Origin of the sequence: Bowmanella denitrificans, from assembly GCF_039522935.1 — a bacterium.
GTDB lineage: Bacteria > Pseudomonadota > Gammaproteobacteria > Enterobacterales > Alteromonadaceae > Bowmanella > Bowmanella denitrificans.
The window spans coordinates 26,873-44,118 of the sequence record NZ_BAAAEI010000012.1; the positions used below are offsets into that span (position 1 = coordinate 26,873).

Genomic DNA, 17,246 nt, shown 5'->3' on the forward strand with positions numbered 1-17,246 from the left:
CGTCTATTCATGAATCCATTTTGTCGTTTAGAAACGTTAGTTTGTCTATCAGCCCCAGGGAAAGGGAAGCAACCATGAAAATACTATACGGCGTGCAAGGCACCGGTAACGGTCATACAACCCGCGCCAGGGTAATGGCGAAAGCCTTTAATCAGCGGGATGATATTCAGGTGGATTATCTGTTTTCGGGTCGCGATGAGGATCGCTATTTTGATATGCAGGTGTTTGGTGATTATCAGACCCGCAGAGGATTCACCTTTGTCCATCATCAGGGCGCCATAGACCACTGGCGTACCTTTAAGGCATTCAGGCCTGTGCGCTTTATACGTGATGTGATGTCTCTGGATTTAAGTGGCTATGACCTGGTTATCAACGACTTTGAACCCATTAGTGCCTGGGCAGCAAAGCGGCAGAATGTTCCTTGTATTTCCATCAGCCACCAGGACTCTTTCCGGCACAATGTGCCTAAGCAGGGAGACAACCTGATTAACCGCTTGGTACTGAAGTATTTTGCGCCATCAAAAATTCAACTGGGAGTGCATTGGTATCATTTTGGTTTTCCCATCATGCCGCCCTTTATTGAAGATGAATACGTGCCTGATTCCGGGGCTGACCATGTATTGGTCTACCTACCGTTTGAGTCAATTGAAGATATTGGCCAGTTTCTGGATCCGCTCAGTGAAGTGAATTTCCTGTGTTTTCATCCCGATATTCGCCAGGATTCGGATCAGGGTCACATTAAGTGGCGTAAAACCAGTAAGGAAGGTTTTCATCTGGCCCTGCAATCCGCCAACGGCGTGATAGCCAACGGTGGCTTTGAACTGTCCAGCGAATGTCTGAAATTGGGTAAGAAGTTGTTATTGAAGCCTCTGCATGGCCAGTTTGAACAGCTTTCCAATATTCTTACCCTGGAACAGCTCAGCTTATGCCAAAGTATGTCCAGCCTGGATGTCGAGGAAGTGGAAGCCTGGCTGGAGTTACCAGCGGCAGAGCCCATCGCGTTTCCCAGCGACCCGCAGATCCTGGTGGATTGGTTGTTACAGGGTCAATGGCAGGATACTCAGTCCATTTGCAATCAGCTGTGGCAGCAAGTTCAGTTTCCTGAACGACTGAAACGTCATTTGGCCGATTACGAGCCCTTGCAGACACAAAATGAGAAACCGGTGGCCAGTCAGAGCAATCTATAGCACCCGGGGCTCAAAATCTTCGATAAAGGCGTCAACAATTTCACCCGCCTGATCAATGAGTTCTGAATCAAACTTGGCCACATGAAACAGCGCTTCCCCTTCATTGGCGATGGGTATGTTAGACATACCTATAATAATGCCATCAAGAGGGGAGCGAATAGGTACCTCACTATCCCCATGAGGGTTAGTGGAATAAGCCAGTATCTGATTTTTGCTGACCAGATCACCGAGGCGCACTTTGCTGACAATCAAACCATCCATTTCATTACGCACCCATTGGCTGCTGTTGGCCACCATAGGTTCAAACTTCTTGCGGCTCCCCCGCCGGTTTGACATACCGAGGCTTTTCATAACATTAAGAATGCCATTCAAACCGGTGCGAATAGAGGCTTCGTCAAAGCGCAGCGCCTCACCGGCCTCATACAATATAGAGTGCACACCCAGCTCAGACGCGCAGGCCCGTAGCGAGCCATCCCTTTCTTTGGCGTGCAAAATAACCGGTGCATGAAACTCTTCCGCCATCTGCAAGGCCAGAGGATCCTGTATATCTGTGCGAATTTGCGGCAAATTACTGCGATGAATCGCACCTGTGTGCAGATCAATCAGATGGGTAGCCCGCTGCAACAATTGACTGTAAAACAAATGCGCCAGCCTGCTACCTAATGCGCCACGTTGGGAGCCTGGAAAGCAACGATTCAGGTCACGCCTATCCGGCAGATAGCGGGTTTGCTGAATAAAGCCGAACACATTAACAATTGGCACCACCATCAAGGTGCCATTCAGGCGCTTAGGATTGACCTTTTTAATCAAACGCCGACAAATATCAATGCCATTCAGCTCATCACCATGAATGGCCGCACAAACCAGCAACGTCGGCCCGGCCTTCTGACCATGCAACACTTCAACATGTAAATCCATGGGGGTGTCATTGTATAACCTGGCCGCCGGTAGCTTGATGCCGCGCTGACTACCAGCCGGAATACGTTGTTCTGCCAGTTCAAAAGCCGGCTGTCTGGCCATCAGCCCTTGCCCCGGGTTCGGGTGCTGTGGGCCTTGGCATTTTTCTCGATAAATTCGATGATCTTATCTGCAATATTTTTACCTGTGGCGGTTTCGATACCTTCCAGGCCTGGCGATGAATTGACTTCCATCACCACCGGGCCGTGATTGGAACGCAGAATATCGACACCCGCCACATTCAGCCCCATGGTCCTGGCGGCACGCACTGCGGTACTGCGTTCTTCCGGGGTAAGGCGCACCAGGGAAGCACTACCGCCGCGGTGTAAGTTGGAGCGGAACTCTCCCGGCTTGGCCTGTCGTTTCATGGCAGCAATCACCTTGTCACCAATAACGAAACAACGAATATCTGCACCACCGGCTTCACTGATGTATTCCTGTACCATAATATCGGCTTTAAGCCCCATAAAGGCTTCAATCACACTTTCGGCGGCTTTGCGGGTTTCGGCCAACACCACTCCGATACCCTGGGTTCCCTCAAGCAGTTTAATCACCAGCGGTGCACCGCCCACCATTTCAATCAAATCAGGTATATTACTGGCCTGGTTAGCAAAACCAGTGATAGGTAACCCGATGCCCTTGCGGGAAAGTAGCTGCAAAGAGCGCAATTTGTCGCGACTGCGGCTGATGGCCACCGACTCATTCAGCGGGTATACCCCCATCATTTCAAACTGACGGAGCACGGCAGTGCCGTAAAAAGTAATAGATGCACCAATACGCGGGATAATGGCATCAAACTCAGGCAGTTCCTTACCCTTAATATGCACAGAAGAACTCTGCATATTGATGTTCATGTAGCATTTCAGGGGATCAATCACATGCACTTCATGACCCCTTGCTTCACCGGCTTCTTTAAGGCGCCTGGTGGAGTACAGACTGTTGTTACGCGAAAGAACGGCGATTCTCATGGTACGAAACCTTGTAATAAAATGATAATGACCCTGGCCTGCAGCAGGCATTGGACCTGAAATACTGTGCAATCCCGGTCGTCAGGCGCCGACGCACGGCAATGTGCCGGCCTCAGTGTGGCAGTCACCTGACGCTTTTTCAATTCAACGGGAAGCGTGTTCCTTTTTGATTTCCTCAGCTTAAAGGTTGGCCGAGCAGATAGGAAGCTTGTGGATCAACCAAAAAACGTCCACACATGGCCTGTCGCCCCAGCAACATGCGAAAGCGCATGGAATCTCTGTTAGTCAGAGTCAGCTCGATGGGAAAACATTGGCCGCCGATTTCCAGTTCGGTTTCCACCACAAATCGCTCTTCTTCGTGCCCACCCGAGTCTCTCACTTTGCGCCTGTCAACGACTCTGGCTTCGCACACATGTTCAATGTCGTTGTTATCCTGAACCGGGTGCAGGTGAATGCGAATCCATGTCTGCCCATCCCGTTCAAAAGGATCTAATTGAAATGCGTGCAGACAGGATGTTTTCGCGCCTGTATCCACTTTCATCTTAACTTGCTTTATGCCCAATTGGGGTAAACCGCCCCATTCCCTCCAGCCGAGTGTCATCATGTGTTTGTCCTGGATTTAAGCCAAAGGCTTTGTGCTTGCTTAAATTGTGCTGCGATATAGCACGATTGGCAAAAGTTTCCAAAATAAAATCTATTCTGCCCTGTGATTTTGGCAAATATCGCGCCAATGGCAGGCAATTTTATTACACTACCCGCAGTAATTTTCTTCAGCCAGGGCATTGCCGCTGTACTTGCCGGTAAATTGTTCTATCATGCCAGCAAACAACCACCTCTTAGTTTGAGGGGGAACATCTGGTGAATAACCAGGGACAAGGAATTTGCAGGAGAAGTCGTTGTTGAATTCGTTGCGCACCAAACTGACCTTATCTATGCTGATCACCAGCCTGGCCGCAATTAGTGTCATGGCACTGATTACGCCTTGGTTGTTGGAGCAAAGGTTTGTCAATGAAGCCAGGGAAGTGCACTTCAAGGGTTTTGTGCGCGCAATCGAAGAGTTCCGCCAGGATCATCAGGAGTGGGGGGGGCGTCAATCTGCACTTCTGATCAATCAGTATCTAAGCAATCGCCAAGCGGCTCCAATCAGACCAGCCCTTAGCGATCAGCGACCAACAGTTTCCAACAGTTTTCGCTTCGTTCTGACCGATCACCAGGGGTTTGTTTTTCTCCCGTTTTTTGAATATGAATTAGGCCAGCAACTTAGTGCTGAGCAACTGCAACAAGCCAATCCACTGACCCTGGATGGTGAATTAGTCGGGTATGCATTAGGTGGTGGTGAACTTCCGCTTACCGACCAGGATAAGTCCTATTTGCTGATCCAAAGCCGCAGTATGTTGATTGGAGCTGCAGCAGGTCTGGCCGTGACATTGCTGCTAAGTTTGACTATGGGTAGCCAGTTGGTAAAACACTTACAGGCTCTGACCCGGGCAGCCATTGAAATGAGTAAAGGCAACCTGAATCAGCGAGTGCAGGTGGAAGGTAAAGATGAAGTTGCGCTGCTGGCCAGGGAATTCAACCGCATGGCCCAGGAGCTGAATAACACTTACGCTGAGCTTAAAGCGTCCAATGAAACCATCAAAGCTCAGGCGGAAGCCATGCAGGAGCTGTCACTGCGTGATGAGCTGACCGGCCTGCATAATCGTCGCTACTTCAATCAACAATTTCGCTTGATGCATCACCAGGCGATTCGCTATCAGGACGCCCTGGCTTTAGCCTTAGGCGATATTGATAACTTTAAACAAATCAATGACAGATTCTCACACCATATTGGTGACGCCGTGCTTAAGCAGGTCGCAGTGCTGATGCAAAAAGAAATTCGGGAGGCCGACGTGTTAGCCCGATACGGTGGCGAGGAATTTGTGATCCTGATGGCCCATACCGATAAACGTCAGGCAGAGGGTTTAATTGACAGAATCCGTGCCAAGGTAGAAGCCTGGCCCTGGCATCAACTGGCCAGTGAACTGCATGTCACTATCAGCTTCGGTATCAGTGATAAGCTGGACAGCGATTTGGGCCACAGCATGCTGGTTGAGGCTGATAACCGTCTTTATCAGGCCAAGGACCTGGGTCGTAACCGCGTGTGTGTCTGATTTAGCCCAGCTTCAACTTTACCGGTTAGGCTTGCTAACGGCGCTGCTGCCACTGTTTACCACACATATTTGTCTGCTGCTCAGTGGTTATGAGAATTATCTGGCCTGGTGCAACCCCTATTGGCTGGACTGCCATAGCATTAGCGCCACCGGCAGACAGGGCACTGCCTACTTTGTGTTTAAGGGCGGTATGATCACCGCCATGGTGCTGCTGGCGCTTTATTGGCTGATCAACCAAACCTGGCTTCAGGGTCTGACCGGGCAAAAAAACAGGGCCCTGGGCTGGTGTGGCAGTCTGGCCAGTGCGGCCTTAATTATCTACACACTCAGCCTCGGCCATGATGGCAACATCCCCTACCTGCTGCGACGTAGCGGCGTGATCACTTATCTTGGTTTGACTTTTATTTGCCAGTTGCTGCTCGCGTCAACCCTTGCCAGGCAAACAGAAACCCGCACGGATGGTCGTCGCTTATTCGCACTTAGTGCAATGACCTTGCTGTTGGCGCTGTTGTCTCTGTTATTGGACGCCAGCCTGGGCGAGCAGTATCAGAGACTGGAAAATGCGGTGGAATGGGGACTGATATTGATGCTTAATCTGCATGTGCTGCTATCGGTATGGGCATGGAAAAACGCTCAGTTGCAAATACGGCTGCACAACCATACCAAAAGGACCAACACAGGCTAGGGGCTGTTTATCTTTCAAGTATAGATTTTGTTCCAACCCAGTAAAAAAGGGCCCGCAGGCCCTTAACGTTACAAAATAAAACGGCTTAGATCTTCATCTTCCACCAGGCTGTCCAGGTGGCCTTTGACATAGTCGGCATCGATCAGCAATTTCTCGCCCTGTTTTTCAGACGCACTGAAGGAAATGTCTTCCATCAGCTTTTCCATCACCGTATGCAATCGTCTGGCCCCAATGTTTTCGGTACGCTCGTTGACTTGCCAGGCCGCCTGCGCAATGCGCTCAATACCATCCTGAGTAAACTCTACTTCCACCCCTTCGGTACGCATAAGCTCCGAATACTGCTCGGTTAGTGAGGCATTAGGTTCGGTCAGAATACGAATAAAGTCATTGGCAGTAAGCGCACTCAGTTCTACCCTGATGGGCAATCGACCTTGCAGCTCCGGAATTAAATCCGATGGTTTGGCCATCTGAAACGCGCCAGAGGCAATAAACAGAATATGATCGGTTTTCACCATACCGTGCTTGGTACTGACGGTTGAGCCTTCCACCAGTGGTAGCAGGTCACGCTGCACGCCTTCGCGGGAAACGTCAGCGCCACTGGTATTTTCCCTTTTACAGATTTTGTCTATCTCATCAATAAATACGATGCCGTTCTGCTCAACGTTATACAGCGCTTTCTCTTTCAGATCTTCCTGATTCACCAAACGCGCAGCTTCTTCCTCAATCAACAGCTTAAAGGCTTCTTTGACCTTTAACTTCTTCTTCTTTTTGTGCGAACCGGACAGGTTCTGGAACATGCTTTGCAGCTGGTTGGTCATCTCTTCCATGCCGGGTGGGGCCATAATTTCCACCCCCATCTGCGGCAGCGCTACATCCACATCGATTTCTTTGTCGTCCAACTGCCCTTCACGCAGTTTCTTACGAAACGCCTGGCGCGTGCCCTTGTCCTGGCCTTCTTCACGTTCACCCCAGACATTTTCAGGACGGGGTAGCAGGGCATCCAGTACGCGCTCCTCGGCCGCTTCCTCAGCACGGTAGCGTACTTTGGCCATTTCCTGTTCTTTGGTCATCTTCACCGAGATATCGGCCAGGTCACGAATGATGGCTTCCACTTCCTTACCTACATACCCCACTTCAGTAAACTTAGTCGCTTCGACTTTAATAAATGGGGCATTTGCCAGTTTGGCCAGGCGACGGGCGATTTCGGTTTTACCCACCCCGGTTGGGCCAATCATCAGGATATTTTTGGGCGTCACTTCATGACGCAGCTCTTCATTCAATTGCATACGTCGCCAGCGGTTACGCAGGGCAATGGCCACGGCACGTTTGGCACCCTGCTGGCCGATAATATGACGGTCCAGTTCGTGGACAATTTCTCTGGGGGTCATTTCCGACATGGATAAACCTTATATTGCAAAATTTATGGGTATCAGGGTGCCTAAGCAGTTCAGGCCCCCTGAAAATTGATCAGTAATCCAGTTGCTCAACGGTATGATTGTGGTTGGTGAACACACAGATATCACCCGCAATGGTCAGGCTCTTTTCGGCGATTTCACGCGCACTGAGTTCGGTATTTTGCAGCAAAGCGGTTGCCGCAGCCTGAGCAAAAGGGCCACCCGAGCCAATGGCGATTAAATCCATTTCAGGCTGCAATACGTCACCGTTGCCGGTAATAATCAGCGACGCGGTTTCATCAGCCACCGCCAGCAATGCTTCCAGACGCCTTAACATACGGTCAGTACGCCAGTCTTTAGCCAATTCCACCGCAGCACGCATCAGATGCCCCTGATGAATTTCCAATTTGGATTCAAAGCGCTCAAACAAGGTAAACGCATCCGCCGTACCACCGGCAAATCCAGCCAGAACTTTGTTCTGATACAGGCGGCGAACTTTTCTGGCATTGCCCTTCATTACGGTATTGCCAAGAGACACCTGGCCGTCGCCAGCGATGACAACCTGATTATTGCGCCTAACTGAAACTATCGTAGTCACCCGGACTCCTTAAGAATTCGTATCCGTCTGGCGGATATTCATATGAGATTAGCCTGTATTTGGGGTTGAGCAGAGAATTTTCAAGTGAAACAAATGGCCTCATTGAATCGCCAGACTGACACTGAATTCCTTGACCCTCTAAGTCGCCTTGCTTATAAATAGCGTTCGGTTTCCAAACCAGCATAATCATGTCAGCAAAGCACCCCATTATTGCCATTACGGGTTCTTCCGGTGCAGGCACCACAACGACCACCAATGCCATACGCCATATTTTCCGCAATCTGGGTTTGAATGCGGCCTTTGTGGAAGGAGACAGTTTCCACCGTTTTACCCGTCCGGAAATGGAAGTGGAGATCCGCAAGGCCCAGGAACAAGGTCGGCATATCAGCTATTTTGGCCCCAGAGCCAATGATTTTGTGCTACTTGAGAACTTGTTTAAGGAATATGGTGAGACCGGCTCAGGAAAATACCGCCATTACCTGCATAGCTTTGACGATGCAGTGCCCTTCAACCAGATGCCCGGCACCTTTACGCCTTGGCAGGACTTACCCAAAAGTACCGAACTGCTGTTTTACGAAGGCTTACATGGCGGCGTGGTAACAGACGAAGCCGATGCCGCCAAACATGTGGATCTTCTGGTTGGCATGGTGCCTATTGTTAACCTGGAATGGATCCAGAAAATTGTGCGCGACACCACCGACCGCGGTCACTCGCGCGAGGCGGTGATGAGCAGTATCGTGCGCAGTATGGACGACTACTTCCAATACATTACCCCGCAGTTTTCCCGTACCCATGTGAATTTTCAGCGGGTGCCCACGGTAGACACCTCTAATCCGTTCAGCGCCAGGGAAATTCCGTCCCATGACGAAAGTTTTGTGGTGGTGCGTTTTCGCCGTGAAATGCGCAATGTCAATTACCCTTATCTGCTGCAGATGATCGAAGGGGCCTTTATGTCCAGAATCAATACCATAGTGGTACCTGGGGGCAAAATGGGGTTGGCAATGGAATTGATCCTGTCACCCCTGATCGAAGAATTGATGGATAAAAAACGCCGCGCCAGTTTCCAGATGGATTGGGTGGCGGAAAAATAAGGAACAAACATGGCCCCGCATCTGCTTTATTGTTGGGAATTGGGTCAGGGCTACGGTCATGTGCTTAATTTCCGGCACTTGGCATTGCGTTTGCTGGAACAAGGCTGGCGGGTGAGTTGTGTGACAAAAAACCTGGACGTCAGCCGTAAAATGCTGCCCGAGATCCAGGATATCCGTGCCACACCGGCCACAGACAGACAAGTTAAACATAACCCAACCCGCAATCTGGCGGAAATTCTGGTAAACAACGGCTTTCATGATCAACGAAACACGTTAAATCGCTGCCAGGCCTGGCTGGATATTTTCACTGAGCTGCAACCCGATATTGTGCTGATAGATCATGCTCCCACAGCGTTGTTAGTGAGCCATGCTGCCGACATCCCCAGAGTGCTGATGGGCACCGGCTTTTTTATCCCGCCCGACACGAAACCCTTACCCTTCTTACTGAGTCATTTGCTTGGTGAACAACAAAGTGGTGCCGAAGACCAGGTCCTGTCACAGTGCAATGCTTTCCTGCAAAGTGCCAGGAAGCCCCCCCTGGCGTATTTCAGTCAGTTGTTTAGCCAGGCCGACGATTGTTTTCTTTGTACTCTGCCAGAGTTTGATCATTACTCACAACGCCAGGACGCTGAATATTGGGGCCCTTGTTTCGATTTTGAGCAGGGTGCATTGCCGCAGTGGTCACAGGAAGATAAGCCCAGAATATTTGTGTATCTGCACCAGGATTTCGTTGCCATGCCAACCATTTTGCAGCAATTGCATGAACTGGATGCGGCCGTGTCATTACATATTTCCGGTATAGAGCAGGATGTAACGGCGCAATACCCTAAGTTTACCTGGCATCGGGATGCGGTTAATCTGGCTGCGGTAGCTGCTGAGTGCGATTTAGTCATCTGTCATGCCGGCCATGGTACTCTGTCAGGTATGCTGCTCAATGCCGTACCTTTGCTATTGCTGCCCAAGCAGCTTGAACAATGGATATTGGCGGAGTTACTGTGTCGCCGCTATCTTGCATATTTTATCCCCCCCGAAGGCGACTACCAGAATCTGGCCGACAAAATAAACAGAATATTGAATGACGATAAACTCAGACAAAACCTGACGGCATTTGCCAATACTTATGCGGGTTTTTCTCATCAGGAGCAAAAGCAGGGAATGTTGGAAGCACTGCAAACCTTGCTGGAAAATAAAAAGCCCGGCTTAACACCGGGCTTTGTATAGCCATACAATAATGCTATTGGGTTTTCCTGCGCCGACGGAAAGCCAGACCAGCCAGGCCCGCACCTAACAGCGCGATACTGGCGGGTTCTGGCACCGAGGTGGAGTTTTGTCTGATATTGTTGTCGTTAAAGGCAACAGGCACGGTGCTGAAACCATTTGGGTCACCAAACTGCGCATAGGTATAGCCAGTGTAAGAGCCCCAGGAACCATATTCGCCGTATTCACCATAGCCGCAATCCTCGGTAACCGCACTGACGCTTGCCAGGTTTGCTGTACCATAATTGCCATAACCGTTGTCGCAACTTTTCAGGTGATTACCTTGCACAAAGGTCGTGATACTGTAGGTCAGATTGAACGACTCACCGGCTCCCCATACACCAAGGTTCAGGGTGTCGGAAAAGGCGGACCACCAGTAGTAGCTGTCGCCATTCTGGTAACTGCCGAGCATAGTGCCGGAATAGGTTGCCTGTGACCCATTGATATCAGTATCCAGAGTAAACATGCTGCTCCATAGCGAGTTGCCGTCTACGCTGATATCAACAATATAACCCGCGGTAGAAAACTCTTCCGACGTGGTAAAGCCATAGTTTTCAGCATCCAGGGAGCCCCGGTTAATGCTGAAATCATAACTATATAGCTGGGCGAGGCCACTGCTGTTCAGAACATCAACGGATTGGGTAACAGTAGAAAATTGGTGGTAATGTGCGCCCACGCCATAGGAGCGGGAATACATCCAGCCTACATCGTTGCCGCTGGCCCCACCCGAGGTGTCGGCGTCTGAGCCGTATCTGTCGATATAGGACGAAGACCAGCTTGGATCAGAATCGCTGTTGCTGTCCTCGTCATACAGCGGATCACCTATCTGGTATCCGGTCTCAGTGGAAATAGTGTAATTTAACAGTGTTGCCTGGGCTGGCATAACGGCCACACCCAGAATAGTGGCAACGGCCAGGCTCAGAGATTTTGGCCGAAAAATAACGGACTTTTGCATAAACGTCTCCAAAGATTACTGACAGTCTGACCGGCACTATGCCGATTCACAACCGACCGAGCTTGCCCAATGCATAGTCAATGCCAGCAATCCAACTTTGGATAATATCCATACAATTCAAAGATATAAAAATAAACAAAAGTAAGTACTGGAAAAATACCAACCCAGCACTGTAAAAAAATTGGACATAAGTAGAGCGTGTTAACCTTTTGAGTACAGTTTTAATCTCAGAACTCGGCTTCAAGCACTTCAAAACTGTGGCTTACTGCCACCGATTTACCCAGCATAATGGACACCGAGCAGTATTTTTCGGCCGACAGATTTACTGCTCTTTCCACATGTTTTTCACTTACATCCTGGCCACTGACCACAAAGTGTAAATGCAGCTTGGTAAATACTGCAGGCACGGCATCCGCACGCTCACCGCTGAGTTTCACTTCAACACCTGTTACTTTCTGTTTGGCCTTTTTCAGGATGCTGACCACATCCACCGAGGCGCAACTGCCCGCGGCCATCATCACCATTTCCATCGGACTAGCGGCGCTACTTTTGTCACCATCCATCACTACCGCGTGGCCGCTGTCTGACGTGCCAACAAAACGGTAACCATCCACCCACTTAACTGATGCCTGCATTCGTTTCACTCCATAGTGCCTGGCACATTGTGGCCAGACGCGTTTGTTTGCGGTTATTTTGCCTAAAGGTAAGGTTTTACGCCAGCGCCATGCAGACACACAAACTTTGTAACAACTGCGCATGTCAGGCAGGCAAGCTTTTAATTTACTTATGCTTTACCTTATAGTGACAAACATTGTGGCTGAGTTGCACCAAGTCCCCTTTTGGTGTTGGATATCAGCGGTATTTTTTGCAGGTAAATAAGCAATGGGACAGGAAACACCTAAGGTACTGGTAGTTGATGATGATATGCGTCTGCGTAGCTTGCTGGAACGCTATCTGGTTGAGCAGGGCTATCAGGTCAGAACGGCAGCCAATTCAGAACAAATGGACAGGCTGCTGGAACGGGAAAACTTCCATATGATGGTGCTGGACCTGATGTTACCCGGTGAAGACGGCCTGTCCATTTGTCGTCGCCTGCGTCAGCGCGAAAATGAAATCCCTATTGTGATGCTGACAGCCAAAGGCGATGAAGTAGATCGCATAATCGGCCTGGAGATGGGTGCCGATGATTACCTGCCCAAACCCTTTAATCCGCGTGAGCTGCTGGCCCGCATCAAGGCCGTATTGCGTCGTCGTACCACCGAAGCTCCTGGTGCACCTTCGCAAGAAGAACAAATGGTCACATTTGGTAAATACAGTCTTAATCTGGCCACCCGTGAAATGAATGCAGACGGTCAGCCGATGACACTGACCAGTGGTGAATTTGCCGTACTTAAGTCTTTGGTGACCCACCCCAGAGTGCCGTTGTCCAGAGATAAACTGATGAACCTTGCCAGAGGCCGCGACTACAGTGCGCTGGAGCGCAGCATTGATGTGCAGGTTTCGCGTCTGCGTCGTATGCTGGAAGACGACCCTGCCAACCCTCGCTATATTCAGACCGTATGGGGTTTAGGCTACGTGTTTGTGCCGGATGGTGAGAAGAAGAACGCCTAGTTCTGAATATCAATTAACATTATGCGTGTATTGCCTAAGAGCGCCTTTGGTCAGACCGTACTGCTGATCGGTTTGTTGCTGTTGATCAACCAGGTGGTGTCTTACCTGTCGGTGACCTATTACTTTATTCGTCCCACTTACCAGCAGATCAATCATCTGCTGGCAAATCAGGTTAATGTGATTTTCCTGGAAGGACTGGACCATCAGGACCCTGATTTACACAGGGAATTCTTTGATGCCACGGGTATTCGTATTTTGTCCGAAGCAGAGGCCAGACAACAGGGTTTGGACCAGGCCAGACATTATCAGTCATTATCCAGACAAATGTCGGAGCGCCTGGGTGGCAGTGCCGATGTGCGTATTACGCCGGGCGATCCCTATATGTTCTGGGTCAATCCTCCACAGGACCCCAATTTGTGGATCACCATTCCCATGCAGGGTCTGGGCGAAACCGACATTTCGCCACTGACTATCTATCTGATGGTCATTGGTGTACTCAGCGTGGCGGGCGGCTGGTTATTTGTGCGGCGCCTTAACAAACCCCTGCAGGCCCTTCAACATGCCGCCATGGCCGTGGCCCGGGGTAATTTTCCAGCCCCGCTGAAAGAAAGTGGCTCAAGTGAGATTATGGCGGTAACCCGTGCGTTCAATCAGATGTCACGAGGTATTAAGCAGCTTGAAGACGACCGGGCATTGCTGACAGCAGGAATTTCCCATGATTTGCGCACGCCGTTAACCCGTATCCGTCTGGCCACCGAAATGTTACCAGACCAACAGGAATGGATTCGCGATGGCATTAATCATGATATTGAGGATATGAACGATATCATCGATCAATTTATCAATTATGTGCGCCAGGACCGACAAGAGAAGTTGGAGCGAGTTAATCTTAACAGTCTGATCGACGATGTTGTGCGCGTCAGGGACATCGAAGAAAATCACCACATCAAGCTTGAACTGGCCGAAGTGCCGGACTTACAACTGCGCAAAGTGGCCATCAAGCGCGTGTTGGACAATCTGATTGAAAACGCATTTCGTTACGGCAGCCCGCATATAGAGATTAGTTCCGATTACAACAAAAAACGCCGCGAAGTGACCTTTAGTGTGCGAGACCATGGCCCGGGCATTCCAGAAGATCAAATCGACAATCTGTTTCAACCCTTTACGCAGGGCGACAAGGCCAGGGGCAGCCTCGGCTCGGGTTTGGGACTGGCCATTATTAAACGTATCGTTGATATGCATCTTGGCAGTATCAGACTGGAAAATCATCCGGATGGAGGGCTGATTGCCAAAGTGGCTTTGCCGAGCAAGCTGGACAGCAGCGGCAAATTACCTTAGCACCACACACACAGAATTTTACAATTTTCCCACATCATTAACCTATGGCAATCCTTGCTTAACATTGCGGCCATCTGGGCGGCTGGTACTATGAGCTTGACTACCTTCGCCGAAAAATGACAAACAGCCTCTGATAACAATAGTAAGGAATAATTATGGCATATAAAGTCGTTGCACTCGCCGCGGCCATGTTGATGCTGGGTTGCAGTCCCAAACCTGCAGACACCAGTACCGACGCCATGGCAGATAAACTGGCAGAAAAAGCCCAGCCCATGTCCAGCCCGGTGAGTTTTAATGTCCCGGTGCATTACAGTAAGCTGGACAATGGCTTAAAAGTGGTTATCTCACCGGATAACACCGCCCCCATCGCGACTGTTGGGGTTTACTACAACATTGGCTTTCGCATCGAGCCCAAAGACAGAACCGGTTTTGCCCACTTGTTTGAGCATATGATGTTTCAGGGCTCGGAAAATCTGGGCAAGATGGAATTTATCAGTCTGGTGCAAAACAATGGCGGCGTGCTGAACGGTTCGACCCGCTTTGATTACACCAACTATTTTGAAATTGTTCCGGCGCACAAGCTGGAAACCATGCTATGGGCCGAAGCTGACCGCATGAAGGGTCTGGCCATTACTCAGGAAAACCTGACAAACCAACAAGGGGTCGTTAAGAACGAGGTGAAAGTGAACGTTCTTAACCAACCTTATGGTGGTTTCCCCTGGCTGGATATGCCGCAGTACGCCTTCAATAACTGGTATAACGCGCACAACTTCTACGGCGACCTGGCCGATTTGGATGCCGCGACCCTGGAAGATGTAAAAGCCTTCTTCGATATGTACTATGCGCCCAATAATGCCGTGGTGGTGGTAGTGGGTGACGTAGACGTAGACCAAACCCTGGCCATGGTTAAGCAATACTTTGGGGCCATTCCCAGCGCCGAATTAGCGGCCCAGCCAGATCTGACCGAACTGCGTCAGGAGCAGGAAAAGCGCTTTAACAAATTTGACCGGTTAGCGCCTAAACCGGCCTTTGCGTTTGCCTATAAAATGCCGCCACGTAACACACCTGAATATTATGCCATGGGCATCATTGATCAGTTGCTGGTGCAAGGCGATGACAGTCTGCTGCATCAGGAACTGGTTAAAGAACGCCAGGTGACAGGTGATGTGGGCGGGGGTATCAATTATTTGCTGGGCAACATGTTTAATTATAACGGCCCCATGTTGTGGATGAGCTCATTTACCCATGACGAGCAACACAGCGAAAAAGATCTGGTATCAGCAGTGGATGCGGTGGTGGCCAGGCTGGCCGAGCAACCCATAGATGAAAAAGATATCCAGCGCGCCCTGGTGAAACTGCGTTCAGATCTGTATGACAACATTGATGGCTTCTACGGCTTTGGCAAACTGGACCTGCTGGCCAGCTTCGCCTTGTTCGATGACAACCCGGCACGCATTAACGAACTGGAAGCCAACTTCAAGGCCGTTACCCCTGAGCTTATCAAGGCCACGGTAAAAGAGTATTTACGTCCGGGTAATCGCACCATCCTAACCCTGACACCGGGTGAAGCCCCATCCCAGGCAGCCTCGCAAGGAGAACAACAATGAGAAACGCTTTGTACATGCTGTGTGGTGCCCTGTTGCTGAATGTTCATGTTCAGGCCAAGGAACTGCCACCACAAGGTGGGCAACCCCAGGATTTTAAACTGACTCAAACCCGCGACATTCAATTGGACAACGGTCTGACGGTGACCTTTGTGCAATATGGCAAAACGCCCAAGGTCACTCTGCGCCTGATTACCGACACCGGCAACGTGGATGATCAGGGTAAAGACGCGGTATCGGATATCAGCTATCAGTTGCTGACTGAAGGCACCCAAACCCTCAACGCCAAACAAATCGCCGAAGCTGCAGCAGAGATGGGCGGACAGGTGAATACCTCGGTGGCCACCAATGCCAGCTTTTTGCAAATGGATGTCCTGAGCGAATTTGCCCCGGATGCGGTGCGCTTGCTGGCCGACCTGGCTATCCGTCCGAAATTTGCCGAAGCGGACCTGCAACGGGCCGTCGCCAACTTTGTACGGGATCTGAAAGTCAGTAAATCTCAGGCGCAGAGTCAGGCAACCGAAGCTTTCTACCGTGCCGTGTATGGCGACCATCCCTATGCCAATGTGTTTGCCGATGAAGCCAAGGTTCAGGCACTGACCCTGGCCGACGTGCAGAGCTTTGTCAGTACTAACCTTGTGGCCAAACGCAGCCACTTATATGTGTCAGGCCAGTTTGACGAAGCCAGCACTGAGCAGGCGGTGCGCCAGGCCTTTGCCGACATGTCTGGCGGCCAGGCGCGGACATTGACCAAACCCAGCCATCAGGCCGAAGCCGAGCTGGTATTTATCGCCAGGGAGCAGGCTCCACAGTCCACCATTCGCCTCGGCTTACCCGTGGTGGATCCGTCACACCCGGATTTTGTCGGCCTGACCACCATGAATACCCTGCTCGGGGGGGCTTTTTCCAGTCGCATTACCTCTAATATTCGTGAGGACAAGGGCTATACCTACTCACCAAACAGCAGTCTGGCCACGCGTGTGGGTGCTGCCCTTTGGTATGAGGGTGCTGATGTCACGGCAGAGTCAACCGGCGCGGCCATTGCAGAGATTATTAAAGAGATAAAGCGCCTGCAGACTGAAGCGCCCGCTAAACAAGAATTAGAGGGTTTTAAAAACTATTTGTCTGGCATTTATGTGTTGCAGAATTCATCGCGCACCGCCATTATCAACCAGTTGTGGAACCTGAAGAGTCATGGCCTGCCGCTGTCTCATCTGCAAACTTACCTGCAGAAAGTGAATGCTTTGACCCCGGAGCAGATTTCCGCACTGGCGGCAAAGTACCTGCCATTGGACAAAATGACACTGGTCGTTGTAGGTGATCCTGCCGTGCAACAACAGCTTGGTCAGGTTGCCGAACTTAAATCTGTTTACGGCCTCTAAGGCCTGGGCTTTGCCGGTGCTGCGATGCACCGGTGCCCTTTGATTGCATTATGTTGCTGCCCCGCCAGC

General features: G+C 50.5%; 16 protein-coding genes. 9 read left to right on the top strand and 7 right to left on the bottom strand.

Annotated elements, in window-relative coordinates; all coding sequences use genetic code 11:
- Positions 1 to 74: 74 nt before the first annotated feature.
- Positions 75 to 1,187: an MJ1255/VC2487 family glycosyltransferase gene (locus ABD028_RS11135; RefSeq protein WP_343844911.1), complete on the top strand. Its 1,113-nt coding sequence runs from the start codon at positions 75 to 77 to the stop codon at positions 1,185 to 1,187.
- On the opposite strand, the gene ABD028_RS11140 is transcribed toward ABD028_RS11135, so the two are convergent.
- The 3 genes from ABD028_RS11140 to ABD028_RS11150 all read right to left on the bottom strand — a co-directional run bounded on the left by ABD028_RS11140 (position 1,182) and on the right by ABD028_RS11150 (position 3,716).
- Complete coding sequence (locus ABD028_RS11140) at positions 1,182 to 2,210, bottom strand: succinylglutamate desuccinylase/aspartoacylase family protein (RefSeq protein WP_343845196.1); 1,029 nt, start codon at positions 2,208 to 2,210, stop codon at positions 1,182 to 1,184. The two genes, ABD028_RS11135 and ABD028_RS11140, sit on opposite strands and share 6 nt — an antisense overlap.
- Complete coding sequence (gene rimK / locus ABD028_RS11145; protein ID WP_102794581.1) at positions 2,207 to 3,112, bottom strand: 30S ribosomal protein S6--L-glutamate ligase; 906 nt, start codon at positions 3,110 to 3,112, stop codon at positions 2,207 to 2,209. The genes ABD028_RS11140 and rimK overlap by 4 nt, the downstream gene beginning before the upstream one ends.
- Before the next feature lie 175 nt (positions 3,113 to 3,287).
- Positions 3,288 to 3,716, bottom strand: a complete 429-nt coding sequence (locus tag ABD028_RS11150) for an ATP-dependent zinc protease family protein (RefSeq protein ID WP_343844912.1) — start codon at positions 3,714 to 3,716, stop codon at positions 3,288 to 3,290.
- A 292-nt stretch (positions 3,717 to 4,008) separates the two neighbouring features.
- Between ABD028_RS11150 and ABD028_RS11155 the strand changes: the two genes are divergently transcribed.
- Positions 4,009 to 5,262: a GGDEF domain-containing protein gene (locus ABD028_RS11155; protein WP_343844914.1), complete on the top strand. Its 1,254-nt coding sequence runs from the start codon at positions 4,009 to 4,011 to the stop codon at positions 5,260 to 5,262.
- A complete protein-coding gene (locus tag ABD028_RS11160; RefSeq protein ID WP_343844915.1) occupies positions 5,255 to 5,947 on the top strand; it encodes a hypothetical protein in 693 nt (230 codons plus the stop codon). Before ABD028_RS11155 ends, ABD028_RS11160 begins: the two co-directional genes overlap by 8 nt.
- A gap of 68 nt (positions 5,948 to 6,015) precedes the next feature.
- On the opposite strand, the gene hslU is transcribed toward ABD028_RS11160, so the two are convergent.
- Together hslU and hslV are read right to left on the bottom strand one after the other, a co-directional pair.
- Entirely contained in the window at positions 6,016 to 7,344 is a 1,329-nt protein-coding gene (gene hslU / locus ABD028_RS11165; RefSeq protein ID WP_102794586.1) for an ATP-dependent protease ATPase subunit HslU, read from the bottom strand.
- A 70-nt stretch (positions 7,345 to 7,414) separates the two neighbouring features.
- Entirely contained in the window at positions 7,415 to 7,939 is a 525-nt protein-coding gene (gene hslV / locus ABD028_RS11170) for an ATP-dependent protease subunit HslV (RefSeq protein ID WP_102794587.1), read from the bottom strand.
- A 188-nt stretch (positions 7,940 to 8,127) separates the two neighbouring features.
- Between hslV and ABD028_RS11175 the strand changes: the two genes are divergently transcribed.
- Together ABD028_RS11175 and ABD028_RS11180 are read left to right on the top strand one after the other, a co-directional pair.
- A complete protein-coding gene (locus ABD028_RS11175; protein ID WP_102794588.1) occupies positions 8,128 to 9,030 on the top strand; it encodes a phosphoribulokinase in 903 nt (300 codons plus the stop codon).
- A 9-nt stretch (positions 9,031 to 9,039) separates the two neighbouring features.
- A complete protein-coding gene (locus tag ABD028_RS11180; RefSeq protein ID WP_343844916.1) occupies positions 9,040 to 10,251 on the top strand; it encodes a glycosyltransferase in 1,212 nt (403 codons plus the stop codon).
- A gap of 13 nt (positions 10,252 to 10,264) precedes the next feature.
- Here the strand turns inward: ABD028_RS11180 and ABD028_RS11185 are convergent, their stop codons facing one another.
- Positions 10,265 to 11,242, bottom strand: a complete 978-nt coding sequence (locus tag ABD028_RS11185; RefSeq protein WP_343844917.1) for a PEP-CTERM sorting domain-containing protein — start codon at positions 11,240 to 11,242, stop codon at positions 10,265 to 10,267.
- A 227-nt stretch (positions 11,243 to 11,469) separates the two neighbouring features.
- Complete coding sequence (locus ABD028_RS11190; protein WP_102794591.1) at positions 11,470 to 11,877, bottom strand: OsmC family protein; 408 nt, start codon at positions 11,875 to 11,877, stop codon at positions 11,470 to 11,472.
- Between the two features lie 247 nt (positions 11,878 to 12,124).
- Between ABD028_RS11190 and ompR the strand changes: the two genes are divergently transcribed.
- The 4 genes from ompR (at position 12,125) to ABD028_RS11210 (ending at position 17,177) form a co-directional block, all read left to right on the top strand.
- Positions 12,125 to 12,853 carry an osmolarity response regulator transcription factor OmpR gene (ompR, locus tag ABD028_RS11195; RefSeq protein ID WP_102794592.1) on the top strand — a complete coding sequence of 243 codons (729 nt, stop codon included), beginning with the start codon at positions 12,125 to 12,127 and terminating at the stop codon, positions 12,851 to 12,853.
- 21 nt (positions 12,854 to 12,874) lie between these two features.
- Positions 12,875 to 14,191, top strand: coding sequence for a two-component system sensor histidine kinase EnvZ (gene envZ, locus ABD028_RS11200; protein ID WP_343844921.1), 1,317 nt, complete (start codon positions 12,875 to 12,877; stop codon positions 14,189 to 14,191).
- Between the two features lie 155 nt (positions 14,192 to 14,346).
- A complete protein-coding gene (locus ABD028_RS11205) occupies positions 14,347 to 15,798 on the top strand; it encodes a M16 family metallopeptidase (RefSeq protein WP_343844922.1) in 1,452 nt (483 codons plus the stop codon).
- Entirely contained in the window at positions 15,795 to 17,177 is a 1,383-nt protein-coding gene (locus ABD028_RS11210; RefSeq protein WP_343844924.1) for a M16 family metallopeptidase, read from the top strand. Before ABD028_RS11205 ends, ABD028_RS11210 begins: the two co-directional genes overlap by 4 nt.
- Positions 17,178 to 17,246: the final 69 nt, after the last annotated feature.

Bases quoted from the DNA above. Each gene is read 5' to 3' on its own strand.
- ABD028_RS11135 (WP_343844911.1), top strand. From the start codon at position 75: ATGAAAATACTATACGGCGTGCAAGGCACCGGTAACGGTCATACAACC.
- rimK (WP_102794581.1), bottom strand. From the start codon at position 3,112: ATGAGAATCGCCGTTCTTTCGCGTAACAACAGTCTGTACTCCACCAGG.
- ABD028_RS11150 (WP_343844912.1), bottom strand. From the start codon at position 3,716: ATGATGACACTCGGCTGGAGGGAATGGGGCGGTTTACCCCAATTGGGC.
- hslU (WP_102794586.1), bottom strand. From the start codon at position 7,344: ATGTCGGAAATGACCCCCAGAGAAATTGTCCACGAACTGGACCGTCAT.
- ABD028_RS11175 (WP_102794588.1), top strand. From the start codon at position 8,128: ATGTCAGCAAAGCACCCCATTATTGCCATTACGGGTTCTTCCGGTGCA.
- ABD028_RS11180 (WP_343844916.1), top strand. From the start codon at position 9,040: ATGGCCCCGCATCTGCTTTATTGTTGGGAATTGGGTCAGGGCTACGGT.
- ABD028_RS11185 (WP_343844917.1), bottom strand. From the start codon at position 11,242: ATGCAAAAGTCCGTTATTTTTCGGCCAAAATCTCTGAGCCTGGCCGTT.
- ABD028_RS11190 (WP_102794591.1), bottom strand. From the start codon at position 11,877: ATGCAGGCATCAGTTAAGTGGGTGGATGGTTACCGTTTTGTTGGCACG.
- ompR (WP_102794592.1), top strand. From the start codon at position 12,125: ATGGGACAGGAAACACCTAAGGTACTGGTAGTTGATGATGATATGCGT.
- envZ (WP_343844921.1), top strand. From the start codon at position 12,875: ATGCGTGTATTGCCTAAGAGCGCCTTTGGTCAGACCGTACTGCTGATC.
- ABD028_RS11205 (WP_343844922.1), top strand. From the start codon at position 14,347: ATGGCATATAAAGTCGTTGCACTCGCCGCGGCCATGTTGATGCTGGGT.
- ABD028_RS11210 (WP_343844924.1), top strand. From the start codon at position 15,795: ATGAGAAACGCTTTGTACATGCTGTGTGGTGCCCTGTTGCTGAATGTT.